Here is an 18737-nt window from a genome sequence, read left to right as displayed (position 1 = left end):
ATTAGACGTCTAAGTTAGCAACCTTCAGTGCATTTTGTTCAATGAAGTTACGTCTAGGTTCTACGTGATCACCCATTAATGTAGTGAACAATTGGTCACAACCAATGGCGTCTTCAATTGTAACTTGCAACATACGACGCGCTTCAGGATCCATTGTAGTTTCCCACAATTGGCTTGGGTTCATTTCACCCAATCCTTTATAACGTTGTATGTATAGGCCACGTTTTGATTCTTTCATTAACCATTCAACCGCAGTCGCGATATTTGTGATTGGGAAACGTTTTTCGCCACGACTAACATAAGCTCCAGCTTCTAACATATTCAGATTAAGGTCTGAAATGGTAAATAAGCTGCGAAGTTCTTTTGATTCTAAGAAATCACGAGTAAACACATAATCACGGTCTACACCATGTTGACGTACTCGAATTTGAGGAAGGAACAAGTTTCTTTCTTCGTCACGCGTTGCCATAGCAGTGTAGTGAACACCTTCAGATTCGTTATCATTTAGGTATTTAACAAACGATTCAGTCCAATTGGTTACTTCAGTTTCTACTGCCAACTGTTCACGAGTAATTTCATGTTGATACATCAAACCAGAAAGTATTCTTGGATTGATTTTCAGTTTCAATTTAGAAACACTCGATTCAGCTGTATGGAATTGCGTAATAATTTTTTGCAACTCTGTACCACTTATCGAAGGTGCATCTTCATTTACATGTAGCGTACTGTTATCAATTGCTAATGTAGTTAGGTACTCAATTAAGACTTCGTCATCTTTGATATAACGTTCTTGCTTACCTTTTTTCACTTTATAAAGTGGTGGTTGAGCAATATAGATGTATCCACGTTCTACGAGTTCTGGCATCTGACGATAGAAAAATGTCAGTAACAAAGTACGAATGTGCGATCCGTCAACGTCGGCATCGGTCATGATGATGATGTTGTGGTAACGCAATTTCTCTGGGTCGTATTCATCTCGACCGATACCACAACCTAATGCAGTAATAAGCGTTCCAACTTCTTGAGAAGAAATCATTTTGTCAAAACGGGCTTTTTCAACGTTTAAGATTTTACCTTTAAGTGGCAATATAGCTTGGTTTTTACGATTACGCCCCTGCTTAGCTGATCCGCCAGCAGAGTCTCCTTCCACTATATATAGTTCAGATTTACTAGGATCTTTTTCTTGGCAATCGGCCAATTTCCCCGGAAGACCTGCGATGTCCAAAGCGCTTTTACGACGAGTCATTTCACGTGCTTTACGAGCAGCTTCACGAGCTCTGGCCGCATCAATAATTTTCATAATGATGTTTTTAGCTATGCTTGGGTTTTCTAATAGGTATTCTTGTAACTTCTCACCCATTGCTTGTTCAACTGCAGATTTAACTTCAGATGACACCAATTTGTCTTTCGTTTGAGAAGAGAATTTTGGATCAGGAACTTTTACAGAGATAACCGCAGTTAAACCCTCACGTGCATCATCACCAGAAGCAGAAACTTCGATTGAATTTTTGCCTTTGCCACGTGGTTTATTTAAACCTTCAGCACCCATGTAGGTATTAAGAGTACGCGTTAATGCCGCTCTAAAGCCACTTAAATGCGTACCACCATCACGTTGAGGGATGTTGTTAGTAAAGCATAAGATGTGTTCCTGGAACGAATCATTCCACTGCATAGCAACTTCAACAATAATACCGTCATCTTTTTCTAAAGAGAAAAAGAACACGTCATCATTGACCGAAGTTTTGTTGGTATTTAAATACTCGACAAATGCTTTGATACCACCTTCGAAGAAGAAATGTTCACTTTTGTCTTCTTCACGTTCATCGGTAATACGAATCGATACACCTGAATTCAGGAACGACAGTTCTCGAATACGTTTGACAAGAATATCAAAGTGATAAGTCACGTCAGAGAACGTTTTTGGACTTGGCCAGAAACGAACCTCAGTACCATTTTCAGTAGACTCGCCTATTTCTGCAAGTGGGGCAACCGGAACACCTAAGCTATACTCTTGTTCGTATAACTTACCATTTCGTCGAATTGTAAGTATAAGCTTGTCGCTCAGTGCATTTACAACTGAAACACCAACACCATGAAGACCACCAGATACTTTATAACCTGAATCATCGCCACCAAACTTACCACCGGCGTGAAGTACTGTCATGATAACTTCAGCAGCAGAAACACCTTCCTCTGGGTGAATTTCGACTGGGATACCACGGCCGTTGTCTTTAACTGAAATTGAACCATCAAGGTGAATTTTCACATTAATGTCACTACAGTGTCCTGCTAAGGCTTCGTCGATAGAGTTATCTAAAATCTCGAAAACCATGTGGTGTAGACCTGAACCATCATCAGTATCACCGATGTACATGCTAAGGACGTTTTCTTACTGCGTCTAAGCCTTTTAAAACTTTGATACTAGCCGAGTCGTAATCATTTTCTACGGACATAACTGCTCCATACTTTTGGGTGTAACGGTACCTTGTTCCACGTGGAACACGTTGACCGATTCTGTGTAATTTTTAAATTCCATTGCAATTTTATTTTCTATCCCTGTTACAAATATTTGTGCTTCTGAATGTAATAACATTTGAAGCATGGTGCTACGTGTAAATTCATCCACTTCTGAAGGAAGATCATCTACCAATAACAACATATTCTTTTTGGTAACATCACGAATGATTTTTACCATCGCTATCTCTAAAAGATAAAACAACATTTTTGCCTGACCACGAGAAAGCTGATTACTGACATCGTCGCCATCTTTAACAAAAACGATATCCGCCCTATTTGGTCCGAACCCAACCTGTTTATAACGTAAATCTTTTTCGATTTGGTCATAAATGAGTTGTTCAAAATTTTCTTCCGACTTACTGAATGTCTTTGGTTTATATTTAAGTTCGACATTTCTAATCAGTCTTGCTGTTTCACTGTCAGGTAATTCATTTACCAGTTTTTCAATAGCTTTAGAAAAGTATTTGTCGAAAAATGATTTTCTAAAACTTTCGATTATCTCAGCAGAATCGATAAGGCACTTATACCAATAAAGTAACTCCGTTTTATTAACATTTGGTTTTCTTAGTAACGCGTTTGTCTGCTTATGGACTCTCGCATACTCAGACCATTTCGCTTGGTATTCGTGTTCCACGTGGAACAAACCAAAATCAATAAAACTACGTCGTGCTTTAGGGGAGCTAAAAAAACGTCAAAGCTTTCTGGTGTGATCACTTGAGTCGGAAATAAAGAAGATGCTTCAGACAAACGAGAAACAACTTCACCATCCAATTTTATTAACGACTCACCTGCTAGTTCTAACCCAATCCCCAAGCGATGTTCATTTCCATGTTGAACAAGACCTGCACTAACGGCAAAACGCTCACTGTCATTATTGACTAACGTTTTACGTTTAGAAGTGCGAAATGATTTGGCCCGCCCCAAATAAAACAGCGCTTCTAAAACACTGGTTTTACCGCCACCATTTTTGCCATAAAACACGTTAACTGTTTTGTCCGTAATTAAGTTTGCAGATTCGATATTTCGAAAATTAGAAATAATTACGGATTTTACCAGCATAAGAATTCTATAGTTTCATCGGCATAACGACAAACAAACTCGATGCGTCATCTAACCCTTCAATTAACGCACTACTATTTGAATCCGCTAACATAATTTTTACTGTGTCTGTTTTGATATTATTTAACACATCAATAATATAAGAGACGTTAAAACCAATCTCTAAACTGTCACCAGTGTAGTCAACCAAAGCTAACTCTTCAGCCTGCTCTTGCTCTGGGTTGTTAGCAGACACTAACAATTCACCTGAAGCCAAGTTTAATCTAACGCCTCTAAACTTCTCGTTAGACAAAATTGATACACGCTGGAACACGTCTTTTAACATCTGCTTGTCGGCAATTATCGACTTATCACCACCTTGTGGTAACACACGTCGGTAATCCGGAAAACGACCATCAACAAGTTTGGTCGTGAAGATAAAACCTTCTTCTACGATCCGAATATGGTTTGTGCCAATTTCAAACTGAATTGAGGCGTCGTCATCTTCTAACAAACGCATAATTTCAAGTACCGCTTTACGAGGCACAATCACTTGTCGCTGCTCTTGTACACCGCCTTCAACACTTTGTTGTGCTAAAGCTAAACGGTGGCCATCGGTCGATACCGTTCGAATTAACGAAGGTTCAAATTCAAAACTCATACCATTGAGATAATAACGAACGTCTTGGTTCGCCATTGAAAAATGGGTGCTTTCGATTAGTGCACGTAAGGTATGACGAGTCATCTGAATGACATCAGAACTATCCCATTCTTCCAAATTTGGGTAATCACTCGCTGGCAAACTCGATAGACTAAAACGACTTTTACCTGCCTTAACGATGACTGAGTGCCCTTCAACTTTAAACTCGATCTCTGAGTTGTCCGGTAATGAACGACAAATATCAAATAACTTTTTAGCTGGAACTGTTATCGCCCCAGCTTGAATAACGTTGTCTGGTACAGTCGATGCGACTAATTCCACTTCCATATCAGTACCAGTGAATTTAACCGAGTCTAACGACGTTTCGATTAATACGTTCGATAAGATCGGTAACGTATGTTTTCGTTCAATCGCCCCCGAGACCAAGGTCAATGGTTTTAATAATGAATCTTTACTTATTATTATATGCATTAGTTTATTCCCACTAAGAAGACAAAATTCTAACTAAATTTTGAACGTCTTCTTTTATCTCGTGACTTTCTTCTTTTAATTCTTTGATTTTTCTACAAGCATGGAGGACTGTTGTATGATCTCGTCCGCCAAACGCGTCTCCAATCTCAGGTAAGCTGTGATTGGTCAATTCTTTAGCCAACGACATAGCTATCTGTCTTGGTCTTGCTACAGAGCGACTACGGCGTTTTGACAATATATCAGCAACCCGAATTTTAAAATACTCGGCCACTGTTTTTTGAATGTTATCTATTGTGACTAATTTGTCCTGTAATGCCAATAAATCGCGAAGCGCGTCTTTGACAAAATCGATGGTGATTGGTCTACCTGTAAAATTAGCGTTCGCAATTACGCGATTTAACGCACCTTCTAATTCACGAACATTTGAACGAAGGCGTTTAGCAATAAAAAACGCAACCTCTTCTGGCAATTTAACCTTACTTTGATGGGCTTTTTTCATCAAAATAGCCACTCGAGTTTCTAACTCTGGCGGTTCAATTGGAACATTCAAACCCCAACCAAAACGACTTTTAAGTCTGTCTTCAACACCGTCAATTTCTTTAGGGTAGCGGTCCGACGTCAATATGATCTGCTTGTTCCCTTCAAGTAACGCATTAAACGTATGAAAAAACTCTTCCTAGGAACGGTCTTTCTTAGCAAAAAATTGTATGTCATCGATCAACAATGCATCTAGACTTCGATAGTACCGTTTAAACTCTTCTATCGCATTGTTTTGTAACGCTTTAACCATGTCTTGAACGAAACGTTCTGAATGCATATAGACAACTTTAGCATCTTTCTTATTTGCCATGATGCCATTACCGACAGCATGCAATAAGTGGGTTTTACCTAGACCGGTGCCGCCATAGAGAAACAATGGGTTATATGCTTCACCTAGGTTATCTGCTACTTGCATCGCAGCTGCGCGCGCCAATTGGTTACTATTACCCTCAACAAAACTATCAAACGTATAGTTATCATTTATATTTGATTTATAACTGGCTCTGATATTTGACTCAGACGGTCGCGTTTGTTGTTGGTTGTTATGGTGCTGTTGCTGCGTTGAATGATGAGGCGCATGAGAAACATTGCTTGTCGCAGCCGCATGAGAAACTTGAGGCGCTATTACTGCGGCATTTGATCCCACATCAAAATTTAAACTCGGTGTGCTATGACCGTCACTAAATTGCGATAACAACTCAGTTATACGATTCATATATTTATCACGCACCCAATCCAATACAAATCGGTTTGGTGCATATAAAGTTATGAGTTGTTCGGAGCTTTGTATCTGCAACGGACGAATCCACATATTAAACTGCTGCTGCGATAATTCTTGTTCTAAAATTTGCAGGCAGCTCTGCCAAAGAGACTGATACACGGATAATCCTAAATTGATGTACGGTTATAATTATTTTTGTTTCGAATCACCATACATTATGCCTTATATTTATCCACAAACTCAACCAAGAATGACAATAATATTAATAAAAAAGGCAATAAAAGAACAGCGCTTACATAAACCGTTTTTACACCTCAAAAACGATATTTTCTAGGCGTTCTAAATGTTTTTGCTATACTCAAACATAGTGCTCTTAACGACAAAGTTATCAACAAAACAACACCTAAACCAGTGTTAATTGTTAATAACCTGTAAATAACTTATTTTTTATCAGGATCTTGTTGACTAATAAAGGATCAATCTATATTATTCGGCGTCCTTTTTGGGGCCCTGCAGGGGTCGCGACCTGCGGGTTCGAAGGTTCTAATTAACGTGTTTTGTTAGTTAGAAAAGTGATAGTAACATTAACCGATCGGATGGATTTTAACTATGAAACGTACATTTCAACCTACCGTTTTAAAACGCAAGCGTACACACGGTTTCCGTGCTCGCATGGCTACTAAAAACGGCCGAGCTGTATTAGCTCGTCGTCGTGCAAAGGGACGCTCTAGTCTTTCTGCATAACAGTGAAAAGTAATACTTTTCCAAGGGAGTTACGTCTGTTAACTCCCTCGCATTTTTCCCCAGTTTTTGACCGACCTGTAAAAGCGGTGTCAGACCATTTCACATTGCTTGCTAAATATAATGACCTTGATCACCCAAGATTAGGCCTGACCATAGCAAAGAAAAAGAAAAAACAGCCGTTGGCCGTAATAGAATCAAACGTAACATTCGTGAAAGTTTCCGTTTAAATCAAGATAATTTGCCCAATATAGACATAGTTGTGCTTGCCCGTGATAACATTGGCGACGCAGATAATGCATATTTGCAAAAACAATTGAATAAACTATGGAAAAAATTAGCTTACGATGCGAACAATCCTTAAAGCGTTGATCCGATTCTATCAAACCGCCATCAGCCCTTGGTTTGGAGCCAAATGCCGGTTCTATCCGTCATGTTCAAATTATGCATTAGAAGCAATCGAAATCCACGGGGCATCAAAAGGTACTTGGTTAAGTATCAAACGTATTCTAAAATGCCAACCCTTAACTGAAGGTGGATTTGATCCAGTACCAAATTCATCAAAATCAAACAAAGATAAAGAGTAATTAGCGTTATGGAATCGCAACGTTCGTTTTTAACTATTGGATTATTGTTAGTCAGTTTCTTGCTATACCAACAATGGCAAGTCGACTACAACACACCGGAGCAAGCAGTTGTTGAAACTGCGCAGCCAATTTTAGCCGGTGACCAACCAGTCGCAACAGGTGACACTGCAAACGCCGTTGACGAATTACCGTCATCAGATTCTGCATTTCCTGCCGTTATGCCTAAAACCAGCAATACCGTGGTTAAGGTTGTTACAGACACACTCGAAGTTCTAATCGACACAAAAGGCGGTGACCTAGTGTCAGCCACTTTACTCGAATATGACTTAACGCATCTGTCTGAAGAAAAATATCATTTATTACACCAGGCTCCGCAATATATTGCCCAGTCAGGTTTAGTAGGTCGCCATGGGCCAGACGCACAAAGTACAGGCCGTCCGGTCTATGACGTTGCGCAAACTGAATGGACAATGACGAATAATTCGTTAACAGTCCCACTTACTTACACTATGGATAATGGTTTAGTAGTTACTAAAACTTTTTACTTCGAACGTGGTAAACACTCAATTGAAGTGAAATTTGAAGTACAAAACCAGTCTAATAACTCTCTAGAAATTCAGCCTTTTTACCAGTTAAAACAAGAAATTGTAACAACTGAAAGTAGCATGATGATGCCAACATATCGTGGCGGGGTTTACTCAACCATTGATGAAGCGTATGAAAAATACGATTTTGACGATATGGCAGATAGCCCACTGAATAAAGCAACACTATAGGCGGTTGGATTGGCATGATTGAGCATTACTTTGTAAGTGCTTGGGTTCCGTTACAAACGGAACAAAATGTTATCTACACTCGCATTTTAGGTAATCAGCAAGCTGCGATCATTGGGGTTAAATCACCAGCTCAAATCGTTAATGCTGGTGACACTGTAACAACTACAGCGACTCTATTTGCAGGCCCAAAAATCAAGCTGAACTTCAAGCTATTCACGATACGTTAGACTTAACAGTCGACTACGGATTTTTGTGGTTTATCAGCCAAATGTTGTTCTCGGCCTTAGTTTGGATATTTGGTGTTGTTGGTAACTGGGGTATCGCAATCATAATTATCACTATCTTAGTGAAAACAGCATTGTTCCCGCTGACCAAAAAACAATATGAGTCTATGGCAAAAATGCGTGCACTACAGCCTAAGATGGAAGAGTTGAAAAAACGTTTTGGCGACGACCGTCAAAAATACGGCCAAGCCACAATGGAACTTTATCGTAAAGAAAAAGTTAACCCGATGGGCGGTTGTTTACCTCTGTTACTGCAAATGCCGATTTTCTTGGCGTTATACTGGGTATTCTTAGAAAGTGTTGAACTGCGCCATGCACCATTTGGTTTATGGATATCAGACCTATCTGCACAAGACCCGTATTACATCTTGCCAATTTTATTTGGTGCGTCGATGTTCTTGATGCAAAAACTTAGTCCAACGCCAGCTGCAGATCCAATGCAACAAAAAATGATGATGTGGATGCCTGTTATCTTCTCAGTATTTTTCCTTTGGTTCCCAGCGGGACTCGTACTTTATTGGTTTGTTTCAAACGTAATCTCTATCATTCAAATGTTATTGATTTATCGCGGGATTGATAAAAAAGCCGCAGCAAAAAAGACTAACCATAACAACTTAATGTAAATTGGTTTAAAATTAAAAGGCGACTCTCGAGTCGCTTTTTTAATGAGCGCACTTTGTACAAAATGAGAGATATTATGACAATAAATACGACTGAAACTATCGCCGCACAAGCAACCGCATCATAGGCAAAGGTGGTGTCGGTATTATTCGTATTTCTGGGCTGTTGGTAAAAGACGTCGCTCTTGCCATTTTAGGGAAATGTCCAAAGCCACGCTACGCGGACTATTTGCCATTTAAAGCGCTAAGTGGCGATATTCTTGACCAAGGTATTGCACTTTTTTCGAAGGCCCTAATTCATTTACCGGTGAAGACGTACTTGAACTCCAAGGACACGGCGGCCCAATCATTCTTGATATGTTACTCCAGCAAATTTGCCAAATAGACAACGTTAGACTGGCAAGAGCGGGTGAGTTTTCAGAACGCGCTTTTTTAAATGACAAGATTGATTTAACCCAAGCAGAAGCCATTGCAGATCTAATAGAAAGTACCTCAGAACAAGCCGCAAAATCTGCTTTGCAATCACTCCAAGGTGAGTTCTCTAAAAAATACATGACCTTGTTGAACAGACAATCCATCTGCGCATATATGTTGAAGCTGCGATAGATTTCCCGGAAGAAGAAATCGATTTTTTGTCAGACGGAAAAGTTGCAGGCGATCTTGATAAAATAATAGCCGAACTTGCTGTGGTAAAAAACGAAGCCAAACAGGGCGCTATAATGCGCGAAGGCATGAAAGTTGTTATTGCAGGTAAACCAAACGCAGGTAAGTCTTCCCTGTTAAATGCCTTGTCAGGCAAAGACTCTGCAATCGTTACAGACATCGCTGGAACAACCAGAGACGTTTTAAAAGAACATATTCATATCGATGGCATGCCATTGCACATAATCGATACGGCAGGTCTTAGAGAGTCTCCTGATAAAGTTGAACAAATCGGTATCGAACGCGCTTGGCAAGAAATTGAACAAGCCGATAAAGTACTATTGATGGTAGATGCAACGGAAAATCACAGTGTAACGCCAGAAGATATTTGGCCAGAATTTATGGCCAAACTTCCTGAATCTATGCCAGTGACTATTGTTCGCAATAAAGTCGACTTGCTTGCCGCTGATCAGCGAGAAATTACCATTGATGGAACATTACCTATCATCTCAATTTCAGCCCGCGAACAAAAAGGAATTGAAGCGTTAAAAACTCACCTTAAAAAAGCGATGGGATTTAATGGTACGACTGAAGGTACATTTATGGCAAGACGTCGTCATTTAGACGCTTTAGACAGAGCAGAATCCCATTTATTAACGGGGAAAGAACAACTCGATTCGTACATTGCTGGCGAAATTCTCGCGGAAGAACTCAGACTGACACAACAGCATCTAAATGAGATTACGGGTGAATTTAGTTCAGACGATTTACTTGGTCGAATATTCAGTTCGTTCTGTATTGGTAAATAGCATTAAACTTGAATAATTACAGGGAAGTAGTTAAAGCTAGAGATAACAGAGACTATATGTAATGGTATTAATTCATTACTAGGAATATTCTATATTTAAACTAGTATTAGACTCATCAATGGATTCAGGACGTTAAAAAGCAGGAATGGCGCTAATCACTCGATCTAAATGCATAAACATGTTCTTTATGAGCCTTATTGCTCTATTAGCAAATAACCTCATTTCAGCCAATGTGTTTGCAAAAACATTACCTATCGGTATTACACTAAACATGTCCGGGCCAAATGCCCAATCTAGTATCGACTTCAAAAATGGAATTGAAGCCTTTATACATGCCGAAAACCAATCAAAGCGTTTCAATAAATATCAGATAAAACTGCTAGCAATGGATGATATTGGCCAAACGAACCGAGCACTTTCCAATGCTAAAAGGTTAATAACATCTAAAAATGTGTTGGCCCTTTTAACTACAGATATTAGTGAAAACGTTGCTGATCTAGCTAGACTGGCTGGCAATAATAAAACCTTATTATTATCTGCGAACCATCACCAACAACCCCTTAACATCAAAGATCACAGATACATTGGTTTTTTATCGCAACCCTACTCTGAAATGTTTCGTTCTCTTAACAAAACATTAAAAAACAGCGACACGATTTATGTCTCAGCAGACAATGATTATGACTTCAATGCCATAGAAGATGCGATTCGTTCTATTTCGCTCAAATCAGTAAGAAAGCTAACTAATCCACGCATTCGTGCCCCAAAAACACAAAAAAATTGCACTATTGTTTTTGCAAATAACGTTAACACCACAGCGAATATCCTCGCTGAATTAACCAAACAACAAAACCAGTGCCAAATGCTTATATTACCAGTTGTGGAAAAAACACTATTGCAAAAGCTTTTGGTGGAAAAATACAGTGACACCAATAGTCACAACCTATTATTTGTAAGTTCTGTGCCGCTACATCGCAGAAACCTGCCTTTAATTGAAGAATTTATACGAGACATGAAAGCTTACAGCCCACAAGCGCCCTATTCTCACCAAGCTTTAAAAGGCTATCTATTAGCTAAAATTGCCATCGACTCGATGTTTCAGAGTGTCAACAAAGTTCATACTGATTCCTTTATAGAGATCATCACCTTGCCATTTCAGCTTATAGATCAGGTGGTTGGCTGGGTAAAAGACCCAAATTCAAATATAAGTAAAACCACCGTTGTTAACTCATTTTCCTATTTAAAACGTTATGACATAGGCCTAGATAAAACCATCAGCGTGTATAAAGATCGTGTTCTGATAAAAAAACCTTAGTTGTCAAAATTAGATCAACAACAGCTAATTACAAACCAAATTGACAACAAGGATCAGAATTGATGCATTTAAATTTGGGTGACAAAATTATTGCCAGCGGTAAATTGCGATTTCCGGTGCTTATCGCTCTTGCTATCGCTTTTAGTGCATTATGGTTAATATTTACATTTATTTTAAGCAGTTGGTCTACTAAAGAAAGGCAACAAGATTTGGCCGAATTAGTTGAGCAGGTAGACGACCAACTATATCAAGTGGGTGAAGATTTAAGATATCAATTACTCAGCTCTGCAACATTATTAGCCTCTCGAAATCCAATAATTTCAGCGATTCAATCAAACAACGAAGAAGCGCTACAAGATACTATAAAGGTTTTTCATCGTAACTATTCAAGCTAAGGCGCTAATTGAACAAATTCAAATATATTCCGTAAACGGAGATCTTTTAGCTAATTTTGGCGTTGGCAGCACTTACTATAACCAGGCGCCGCATCACGATACACTTTACGCTGAAACCGATTCTGCGACCGGCATTAATTTAAACCTCGATGGCAAATTAAACATTTATGCCATTGTCGGCATTTTTACAACAATACAAAAATTGGCTATGTGCAAGTTACAAAGCCACTAATTGATACGGTGCAAGACGTCTCTGCACTAAATAAAGCCAATTTATACCTTTTTGTCGACAAAGCTAAAATATCTAAAAACGCAGTAAGTCGTCACTACAATCAACTCGGTATCATCAATCATTGGGATAATTTTACGAATTTAGTATTAATGTCCCCGATTCAGGGCAATATCAATCTTCCAATGCTGGCCGATGTGCTCGATGACGTTATGACCTCCGATGCTCCGGATTTAAAATATATGCGAGACCAAGTTGGATTTGGCGACAAAATATTTAATCTCGCTTTGTTCCCAGTTAATGATATCGACGGAAACTATTTAGGGCGCGTACTGTTGCTCAAAGATATAAGTGCAGATACACGAAGTTACCAAGTTTCACTAACAGTCACGTCAATTTCTTTTGGTGTCATCATGAGCTTTATATTCATCTCGTTTTGGTACTTTTTAGGAAGAATTGAAAATAATTTGTCTGAATCTGAAGTTAAAATTATCCAAGGCAAAAATTGACGCTGAAAACGCCCGTGACGAAGCTGAAGAGGCTAAAAAATTAGCCATACAAGCGAATCAAATAAAGTCTGATTTCCTCGCTAAAATGAGCCACGAGCTACGTACACCACTCAATGCAATTATTGGCATAACAGAAATGATGTCAGAAGACGCTAATGAGACTAATGATGAAAATTATATTGAACCGTTAGATCGAGTATTGCGCTCCAGTAAACATTTACTCGCTCTGATAAACGATATTCTAGACTTATCAAAAATTGAAGCGGGTAAAATGGAATTGCACCCTGAAGTATTTGATATTGGCTACTTTATAAATGACGTAAAACGCTCATGTGAAGCACTTGCACTAAAACAAGACAACACATTAATTGTTGAAATAGAACCCAATATTGGCGATTTGTTTACTGACGTAACTAAACTTAGACAGATCTTGTTAAACCTAATTAGCAACGCCTGTAAATTTACCGAGAACGGTACTATTCGAATGACGTTGAACAAACTGGATATCGACAGCATTGCTCATATTCAATTTGCCATCTGTGACAATGGAATTGGGATGGACAAAAACCAATTGTCAAAACTGTTTAATGATTTTCAACAGGTTGACTCATCAGCCACCCGCCGCTACGAAGGCACTGGACTTGGTTTATCGATCAGTCAAAAACTAGCCAATTTAATGGGTGGCGATATTACAGTCAAAAGTGAAATTGATATCGGCACAAACTTTTATGTCACTATTCCAGTTGCTATGCCACGAACTGTTGAGAACACAAATAATACGTTAGATAGCTTAGAAGAAACCGAAAGCCAAGACGACTCAACTCAAACAGATACCAATTTATTGCTGATAATTGACGACGACCAACACATGATAGAGTTATTGAAGTATCACCTTCAAAGTGATTCAAACGAACTCGTGCCCTATGCAATTCAAACCGACATAGCTGAATTTAAGTCTGCCAAACAGCCAAGTGTGTTTATCATCAATTCTTTAATTAACAAGCAACTAGCTATGAATATGATACAAAAATTAAGTAAAGATGAAACATTGAATAACGTGCCAATTGTTGTAATCTGCGAAGAGCTAGACAAACAAACTTATCTAAATCTAGGCGTCAGGCACTGTTTATTAAAGCCCATTAATAAAAGTAACATCGGTCTAATATTTTCAGAGTATTTAAGTTAACGAGACCAAAGGCAGATAATTAGAGCTATGTTTATCAATGCAAAGACCTACCGCTAAGGACGAACAATGACACCAGAGACTAAAATATTAGTAGTAGATGATAATGAAAATAATCGATATACATTAAAGCGCAGATTAACGCGTCTTAATTACAAACATATTGTCGAAGCTGAAGACGGCTTTGTTGCATTGGAATTATTGGAAAGCGAGCTTTTTGATATTGTTCTATTAGACGTCATGATGCTAAGGCATGGATGGCTTTGAAGTCCTTGAAAAAATTAAATCAACTCCTAAAACGGCAAATATTTCGGTCATAATGATCTCTGCATTAGACGATATACAAAATGTCATAAAAGGGATTGAGATGGGCGCAGATGATTTTTTGCCAAAACCATTCAACCCGATACTATTAAACGCAAGGCTCAAGGCTGCGGTTAGAAAAAGACGGCTCGTAAATATTGAAACTAACTATTATAAAGACTTCGATAAAGATACGGATTTTGCCAAACTCGAATTGTTCTCTGGCACCTTAGACAATGAAATGAGCAATAACCTAGATACAACGTTTGTTGTCGTCTATATCCGTTTTTCATTATTCAATTTTATTAGTCAAACGCTAGGTCCAGATTTAGCGAGGGAATATATCCAGCACCAAGGGGTTCGAGTTGCTAAAACCTGCAAAGACCCTGAAATCACTATTGGCCGATTAGCTGATGATGTAATTGCGATTAGCGGTACAGCAAAAAATTTAGCTTATTTGGTTGAAAACATAGAAACTCTAGACAAATTATACAGTCCCTTAAATCAGACAATTACGCTAGAAAAGGAAACCTTTAAAGGAAACCTTGGCATTGGTATTAGCATGACCAAAGGACGTGAGAAAAAACCTAAGTCACTAATCGCTAACGCCGCATTTGCTTCACAAACGGCTCTAGACAACGACATTGGTATTGCGTTTTATGACCCAGAACTTCATCAATCTAATTTAAATAAATTTCATCTAGAACCCAAATTAAAAGAGGCGATAAGAAACAGAGAATTGTGTTTATATTATCAACCAATTGTAAATACGATTACCAGTGAAATAGAGACTTTTGAAGCACTGATCCGCTGGATCCAACCCGATGGGAGCTTCATTACACCTTTCAAATTTATTCCATTGGCTGAAGAAACAGGACTGATTTTTGATATAGATTCGTTCGTAATTGATGAAACGTGTAATCAAATTTCCAAATGGATTACAAAATATGGGCCTGACAAAGAGTTTTCTGTCGGCGTTAATATATCAGCTAAACATTGGGTTAATCCTTCACTAATAAAAGAAGTAGACAGCGCATTAAGAAAATACAACATCCCCTCAAAATACTTAAAACTCGAAATGACAGAAAGTGCCATGGTGGATGATGCAAATGCAGTTAAGAAAATAGTCTCTATTTTAAAGTCGATGGGAATAAAAATCGCGCTTGATGACTTTGGTACAGGATACAGCTCCTTGGGTTATCTAATTGAATTTCCAGTAGATATACTAAAAGTAGACAAAGTCTTTGTTGATGATTTGCATACAGAAAATAAACGACAAAAATTAATGAGCCACATTCTTTCCATAGCAAATTCTCTTGGTATGAAATCTATTGTCGAAGGTGTAGAGCATGTGCAGCAAGTCGAAATACTTAAACAATTTTCATGTGATCAAATCCAAGGATATTATTTCTATAAACCAATGCCGCCAGTAGAAATTGAAAAAATATTTAACTAGGAAACACAATGCGACAACTAATAATAGGCACAGAAACCGGTACAGCTGAATTTGTAGGGGATGATATAAGTGCCCTACTAGAACAATATAATTTGCCTGTAGAGGTCACTTTAGAGCCTGAATATGACAGTTCAGACACCAAACAGTTATGGATATTTTGTACCTCTACCCATGGGGCTGGTGAAATTCCAAATAATCTAAAACCATTTTTAACCTGATTAGAAAACACCAAACCAGATTTATTTAATGTCAGTTTTATCGTTATAGGTCTAGGTGATAGTAGCTATGACACTTATTGTAAAGCAGCCTATCAAATAGAATCAATACTGTTAAAACTAGGTGCAAATAAACTCACAGAAACCTTCACAGTTGACGCTATGGACGAAGAATTACCAGAAGATCTGATCATTCCATGGCTAAAATCAAAACTCGATTTACTAAATTAAGCTGTTAAAAACCCCACAAAATACGATCATCCATAAAAAGATCTCAATTTATTCGCTAAATTGGATCTTTTTTTTGATCAAACAAAAATAATTTTTACCCACAATCGATCACCAAAACACCTCACTAAATAACCCGATCACATGAAGTACCCAACATATACACATAATACACACAGTATCATTCATACTTAGAAGGGGTTGTGTATAAGATCGTTAAGATCGTATGATCTAACTGGAGATATCCAGAATATAACTTTTTCGACTTCAGTGCCTGTGGATAACAGGGCTGTTTATACCCAAGTTATACCGAATAAGATCCCCATTAGATCACAGTTTAGGATCCTTTTAAGATCCTATGAAATAACAATAAAAACCACTTATGCACACAAAATCAAATGCTAATAGTAGTAATAATAAAAGATCTATTTAAAGATCTTAATATAATTAAGAGATCTGAAAATGAGATCACTGGACACTTTCAGACCAAAAAATAACCATTTGAATCTCAGCAAAAGCAAGATAGAATATGCGCCCTTTTTAAAAGATCCCGATTTAAAGAATTTGAGGTATTAATGATCTTTGCTGAACATTTTGATGTTATCGTTATCGGCGGTGGCCACGCAGGCACCGAAGCAGCCCTTGCTGCTGCACGAATGGGGCAACAAACCCTATTGCTTACTCACAACATTGAAACACTTGGCCAAATGTCTTGTAATCCTGCGATTGGCGGAATTGGCAAAGGCCATTTGGTAAAAGAGATCGATGCTCTTGGCGGGATCATGGCACTTGCAGCAGATGCTGGTGGCATTCAATTTAGAACATTAAATAGTTCTAAAGGCCCAGCCGTGCGAGCAACAAGGGCTCAAGCCGATCGAATTCTTTATCGAAACTTTATTCGTACCACACTAGAAAATCAGCCTAATTTAAAGATCTTCCAACAATCTTGTGATGATCTAATCATTGAAAACGAAACCGTAGTCGGTGTTGTTACCCAGATGGGCCTTAAGTTTAAAGCAAAATCGGTCGTTCTAACGGTCGGAACATTTTTAGGCGGTAAGATCCACATTGGATTAGAAAATCATTCCGGTGGCCGAGCTGGCGATCCACCTTCAATTGCATTGGCAGATCGTCTTCGTGAAATGCCATTTCGTGTAGACCGTTTAAAAACAGGTACTCCACCTAGAATCGATGCGCGCTCAATTGATTTTTCAGTAATGGCAAAACAACCTTAGTGATCTTCCTACACCATATTTTTCATACATCAGTGAAAAAGGATCTCATCCAACTCAGATCCCTTGTTTTATTACTTACACAAACGAAAAAACCCATGAAATTATTCGTGGCGGATTAGACCGATCACCTATGTATTCTGGCGTAATTGAGGGAATTGGTCCTCGTTATTGTCCTTCTATTGAAGACAAAGTGGTTCGTTTTGCAGATAAAGACAAACATCAAATTTTTGTTGAACCAGAAGGCTTAACAACCCATGAAGTTTATCCAAATGGGATCTCCACCAGTTTGCCATTTGACGTTCAACTTGAATTAGTTCATTCAATTGCCGGTTTTGAAAACGCTCATATCACACGGCTAAGGCTATGCAATCGAATATGACTATTTTGATCCTCGAGATTTAAATCAATCTTTGGAAACAAAATTTGTTAAAGGTTTATTCTTTGCTGGACAAATTAATGGCACAACCGGTTATGAAGAAGCCGGTGCCCAAGGTTTAGTTGCTGGCTTAAACGCCGCACTTAAAGCACAAGATAAAGAAGCCTTAGTCACCAACAAGAGATCAAGCCTACATGGGCGTATTAATTGATGATTTAGCAACGTTAGGGACAAAAGAACCTTACCGTATGTTTACATCAAGAGCCGAGTATCGTTTATTACTCCGTGAAGACAATGCCGATATTCGCCTTACAGAAAAAGGTCGTGAACTTGGTTTAGTTTGTGATCACCGTTGGAAATTATTTAATGAAAAAATGGACAAAATTGCAATCGAACAACAACGTTTAAAAAGCAATTGGGTTCATAAAGATCACGCATCAATAGACGACGTTAATAAACTGTTAAAAGGTCCGTTGAGCAGAGAAGCAAGTTTAGAAGAACTGCTCCGTCGTCCTGAAATTCGCTACACAGATCTAATGGCAATCGATGGTATTGGCCCGGGTTGCGATAACGAACAAGCCGCTGAGCAAGTTGAAATTCAAATTAAATACCAAGGTTATATAGATCGTCAATTGTTAGAAATTGCCAAAAAAGACAAAAACGAACAAGCGACAATACCTAGTGATTTTAATTACAAGATCATAAGCGGTTTATCAAATGAAGTTATTGCTAAGCTTGAAGCAGCAAGACCAGATACTGTTGGTCAAGCATCACGTATTTCAGGTATTACACCAGCAGCTATTTCGATGATCCTTGTCTATCTTAAAAAACAAGGCATTTTGCGCCGATTTGCTTAATTCCAAAGTTTAAAAATTATCGCTAGGTA

12 protein-coding genes and 6 pseudogenes are annotated in these 18737 nt (G+C 38.4%); 13 read left to right on the top strand and 5 right to left on the bottom strand.

All coding sequences use genetic code 11. The annotated features are described in order from the left end of the window. Window position 1 precedes the first annotated feature (1 nt). The 5 genes and pseudogenes from gyrB to dnaA all read right to left on the bottom strand — a co-directional run bounded on the left by gyrB (window position 2) and on the right by dnaA (window position 6107). Entirely contained in the window at window positions 2–2374 is a 2373-nt protein-coding gene (gyrB, locus tag PN838_RS15110; RefSeq protein ID WP_370661043.1) for a DNA topoisomerase (ATP-hydrolyzing) subunit B, read from the bottom strand. A gap of 69 nt (window positions 2375–2443) precedes the next feature. Continuing rightward, window positions 2444–3151 (bottom strand): DNA replication/repair protein RecF, encoded by a 708-nt coding sequence (locus PN838_RS15105; RefSeq protein ID WP_272181196.1) that lies wholly within the window; start codon window positions 3149–3151, stop codon window positions 2444–2446. Continuing rightward, window positions 3082–3576: an AAA family ATPase gene (locus PN838_RS15100; RefSeq protein WP_272181195.1), complete on the bottom strand. Its 495-nt coding sequence runs from the start codon at window positions 3574–3576 to the stop codon at window positions 3082–3084. Before PN838_RS15100 ends, PN838_RS15105 begins: the two co-directional genes overlap by 70 nt. A 7-nt stretch (window positions 3577–3583) precedes the next feature. Beyond that, window positions 3584–4687, bottom strand: a complete 1104-nt coding sequence (gene dnaN / locus PN838_RS15095; RefSeq protein WP_215964553.1) for a DNA polymerase III subunit beta — start codon at window positions 4685–4687, stop codon at window positions 3584–3586. 13 nt (window positions 4688–4700) lie between these two features. Then, a pseudogene (gene dnaA, locus PN838_RS15090) lies at window positions 4701–6107 on the bottom strand (chromosomal replication initiator protein DnaA). Window positions 6108–6557: 450 nt separating this feature from the next. On the opposite strand from dnaA, the gene rpmH reads away from it, so the two are divergent. The 13 genes and pseudogenes from rpmH (at window position 6558) to mnmG (ending at window position 18708) form a co-directional block, all read left to right on the top strand. Next, window positions 6558–6692 (top strand): 50S ribosomal protein L34, encoded by a 135-nt coding sequence (rpmH, locus tag PN838_RS15085; protein WP_215964551.1) that lies wholly within the window; start codon window positions 6558–6560, stop codon window positions 6690–6692. A 2-nt stretch (window positions 6693–6694) separates the two neighbouring features. Beyond that, window positions 6695–7053 (top strand): annotated as a pseudogene (rnpA, locus tag PN838_RS27425) (ribonuclease P protein component). After that, window positions 7037–7276 carry a membrane protein insertion efficiency factor YidD gene (gene yidD / locus PN838_RS15075; RefSeq protein ID WP_215964549.1) on the top strand — a complete coding sequence of 80 codons (240 nt, stop codon included), beginning with the start codon at window positions 7037–7039 and terminating at the stop codon, window positions 7274–7276. Before rnpA ends, yidD begins: the two are co-directional and overlap by 17 nt. An 8-nt stretch (window positions 7277–7284) precedes the next feature. Then, a pseudogene (gene yidC / locus PN838_RS15070) lies at window positions 7285–8959 on the top strand (membrane protein insertase YidC). Window positions 8960–9033: 74 nt separating this feature from the next. Next, window positions 9034–10407, top strand: a pseudogene (gene mnmE, locus PN838_RS15065) (tRNA uridine-5-carboxymethylaminomethyl(34) synthesis GTPase MnmE). A gap of 145 nt (window positions 10408–10552) precedes the next feature. Next, window positions 10553–11722 carry an ABC transporter substrate-binding protein gene (locus PN838_RS15060; RefSeq protein ID WP_272181194.1) on the top strand — a complete coding sequence of 390 codons (1170 nt, stop codon included), beginning with the start codon at window positions 10553–10555 and terminating at the stop codon, window positions 11720–11722. 59 nt (window positions 11723–11781) lie between these two features. After that, window positions 11782–12117, top strand: a complete 336-nt coding sequence (locus PN838_RS15055; RefSeq protein ID WP_272181193.1) for a hypothetical protein — start codon at window positions 11782–11784, stop codon at window positions 12115–12117. A gap of 210 nt (window positions 12118–12327) precedes the next feature. After that, window positions 12328–12855, top strand: coding sequence for a hypothetical protein (locus PN838_RS15050; protein WP_272181192.1), 528 nt, complete (start codon window positions 12328–12330; stop codon window positions 12853–12855). Then, window positions 12803–14041 (top strand): hybrid sensor histidine kinase/response regulator, encoded by a 1239-nt coding sequence (locus PN838_RS15045; protein ID WP_272181191.1) that lies wholly within the window; start codon window positions 12803–12805, stop codon window positions 14039–14041. Before PN838_RS15050 ends, PN838_RS15045 begins: the two co-directional genes overlap by 53 nt. A gap of 66 nt (window positions 14042–14107) precedes the next feature. Then, window positions 14108–14305 (top strand): response regulator, encoded by a 198-nt coding sequence (locus PN838_RS15040; RefSeq protein ID WP_272181190.1) that lies wholly within the window; start codon window positions 14108–14110, stop codon window positions 14303–14305. Next, complete coding sequence (locus PN838_RS15035; RefSeq protein ID WP_272181189.1) at window positions 14292–15797, top strand: two-component system response regulator; 1506 nt, start codon at window positions 14292–14294, stop codon at window positions 15795–15797. The genes PN838_RS15040 and PN838_RS15035 overlap by 14 nt, the downstream gene beginning before the upstream one ends. 8 nt (window positions 15798–15805) lie before the next feature. Further along, window positions 15806–16243, top strand: a pseudogene (locus tag PN838_RS15030) (flavodoxin domain-containing protein). Window positions 16244–16815: 572 nt separating this feature from the next. Continuing rightward, a pseudogene (gene mnmG / locus PN838_RS15025) lies at window positions 16816–18708 on the top strand (tRNA uridine-5-carboxymethylaminomethyl(34) synthesis enzyme MnmG). Window positions 18709–18737 lie beyond the last annotated feature (29 nt).

Origin of the sequence: Psychrosphaera algicola (assembly GCF_028401425.1) — a bacterium.
Classification (GTDB): domain Bacteria; phylum Pseudomonadota; class Gammaproteobacteria; order Enterobacterales; family Alteromonadaceae; genus Psychrosphaera; species Psychrosphaera algicola.
This window is presented reverse-complemented; position numbering and strand designations above follow the sequence as displayed.

Bases quoted from the DNA above. Each gene is read 5' to 3' on its own strand.
- PN838_RS15100 (WP_272181195.1), bottom strand. From the start codon at position 3,576: ATGCTGGTAAAATCCGTAATTATTTCTAATTTTCGAAATATCGAATCT.
- PN838_RS15035 (WP_272181189.1), top strand. From the start codon at position 14,292: ATGGATGGCTTTGAAGTCCTTGAAAAAATTAAATCAACTCCTAAAACG.
- gyrB (WP_370661043.1), bottom strand. From the start codon at position 2,374: ATGTACATCGGTGATACTGATGATGGTTCAGGTCTACACCACATGGTT.
- PN838_RS15060 (WP_272181194.1), top strand. From the start codon at position 10,553: ATGGCGCTAATCACTCGATCTAAATGCATAAACATGTTCTTTATGAGC.
- dnaN (WP_215964553.1), bottom strand. From the start codon at position 4,687: ATGCATATAATAATAAGTAAAGATTCATTATTAAAACCATTGACCTTG.
- yidD (WP_215964549.1), top strand. From the start codon at position 7,037: ATGCGAACAATCCTTAAAGCGTTGATCCGATTCTATCAAACCGCCATC.
- rpmH (WP_215964551.1), top strand. From the start codon at position 6,558: ATGAAACGTACATTTCAACCTACCGTTTTAAAACGCAAGCGTACACAC.
- PN838_RS15040 (WP_272181190.1), top strand. From the start codon at position 14,108: ATGACACCAGAGACTAAAATATTAGTAGTAGATGATAATGAAAATAAT.